At 68.3% G+C, this 1927-nt stretch carries 1 protein-coding gene and 2 pseudogenes; 1 reads left to right on the forward strand and 2 read right to left on the reverse strand.

Annotated features, from left to right (window positions below):
- Window positions 1-440 (reverse strand): annotated as a pseudogene (locus GA0115254_RS42175) (hypothetical protein); the annotation flags it as partial.
- A gap of 635 nt (window positions 441-1075) precedes the next feature.
- Here GA0115254_RS42175 and GA0115254_RS47125 point away from each other — a divergent pair.
- Window positions 1076-1228: pseudogene (locus tag GA0115254_RS47125) on the forward strand (fic family toxin-antitoxin system, toxin component); the annotation flags it as partial.
- A 121-nt stretch (window positions 1229-1349) separates the two neighbouring features.
- Here GA0115254_RS47125 and GA0115254_RS47130 read toward each other — a convergent pair.
- On the reverse strand, window positions 1350-1472 hold the full coding sequence (locus GA0115254_RS47130; protein ID WP_256103101.1) for a hypothetical protein: 123 nt from the start codon (window positions 1470-1472) through the stop codon (window positions 1350-1352).
- Window positions 1473-1927 lie beyond the last annotated feature (455 nt).

A 1927-nucleotide genomic window follows, 5' to 3' on the forward strand; every position in this document is an offset into this window, starting at 1 on the left:
GGGCCCTGCTGCCTTTCCCAGCCCCAGGACATCGGCCAGGAGGCGAGGACCTTGTCCAGGTCCGGGGACAGGAGGTGGGTGTTGCCAGGCTTGGAGCTGACGGCGACCGCGCCGTCCGGGAGGACGGCCAGGGTCGCCGTGTCGCCTTCCGGTATGGCCGACGGGCCACCGCCCGGCACCGCCTGTCCGAATACGGCGGTGGTGGTGGGCTTTCCGCCGGTGCCGTGGCGGGTGATCAGCTGGTAGCCGAAATCCTGCTCGGCGGGGTCGGCCGCGCCAGCCGCGTGCGCGCGGTAGCGGCGCAGGCCGGTCAGCACGTAGGTGTCGCCGACCGCCGTCGCGACCGCGTGATCGACCCTGAATCCCCATCCGCTGGCTTCGGGGTCGAGACGGTGGACCTCCAGCAGGGACGCGGGCGCGGTGATCGGCAGCAGTGTCATACCGGCATCATCTCCCCTGCCACCGACAACTCGCGCCGAGACTGCCGCAAGACGTTCACGCGACCGGCTTCCACACAGAAGAGGTGTCGCGAGCGACGACATGGCCCGCACCGTCACCACCGTCCTGGACACGGGCATGCCGCGGTGATTGCTACGGTTCCGTACCTCGGATGCGTTGGAGTGTGTACTCGCTCAGGTGCGCCAGCAGCGGCAGCACGGTGCCCGGGGTGGTGTCGCCGATGCTGATGATGCATCTGACGGACCACGAGCCCAGATCCCTCAGGCGGGTGGAGGCTGCTGTTCGAGGACGATGATGCGGGTGTCGTTGGGCGCGTCGCGGCCGAGCATCCGTAGTTCGTCGTGGTTGCGGACGAAGATGAGCAGCCCCTTGAGCTGGTCCCAGTCGACGAACTGGGGTCGGGGGGCGCAGGACCGCGTACGGCCGGTCGCCCGCGTACAGGGGAGTGCCCATAGCCCAGCGGCGGCCGCCGTCGCGGTAGCGCAGTTCGGCGCCGGCGTCGAAGAGGAGCCGGGCCTCGGCCAGGGCGGCGCTGTGGAGATGTTCGCGTTCTTTGCTGGGGAGGTCGACTTCCCACACCGGTTCGGGGCGCGGAGCGGGCTGGCAGCATGGCGTGATGCCTGACTTCCTGCAGGTCGCCGAGGCCGCCGGGGTGAACGATCCGGCCCCCGACGACTACGGCGTCCCGGTCTCGGCGGTCGCCCGCCACAGGGCCGAGCTGTTCGAGCAGCCCGTCTACGACGGCCCCTACGCCAAAGCCGCACGGCTGTCCGCACGTCCATCTCGGCAACCCTTCCAGGCAGGCATCCAGAGGATGTTTCCTACCTTTTCCTACGATATGAGAAGCAGTCTTGATGCGCGCGTCGGGCCGCGGGGCGGCCGCCGGCCCGTCATTCCTCCTCTCCGGGCTCCTGGTGCGGCGTGCCGTTCATGGCCTGTCTGAGCCGCGCGAGCTGCAGATAGATCGTGCGGCGGGCACGGTTCTGGTTGCCCAGCGGCCGGTGTTCGGGCACGGCGTGCCAAGGGTTGCGAGCTGCTGTCGGTTTACTGAGCCGAAGTGAGTGGTGGCGTGCGGGAGTGAGTCCTGTCGGCGGGTTCGGACAGAGTCAAGCTGAGGCGGGCGTCGTCCTGCTGGACGAGACCGCCGAGTACGAGCAGATGGAGCGGTCCGTGCGAGATGCCCTGTCCTGACCACCGCGTAGGCCCATAGAGCTCGCACACTTCAACGGCCCGCGACTCAGCCTCCCGACCAATGGGAACGAGGGCCGCTCCGGCTGCTCGGGATGACAATGGCTGCGCTGCCCGAGCAGAGACTGCCGCTCTCGGCAGCACCGCGGGGCCGCCTCTGATCTGCTCAACTTCCCTGCCGGGGAAAGATCATTCTCTATCCACGCCTGCCACTCTCTGAGTACCATCCTGCCCCCAGGTTCGAGCTCTTGCTCTATGTTCGGACCCATTACTTGAGCGA

Origin of the sequence: Streptomyces sp. Ncost-T10-10d (assembly GCF_900091955.1) — a bacterium.
GTDB lineage: Bacteria > Actinomycetota > Actinomycetes > Streptomycetales > Streptomycetaceae > Streptomyces.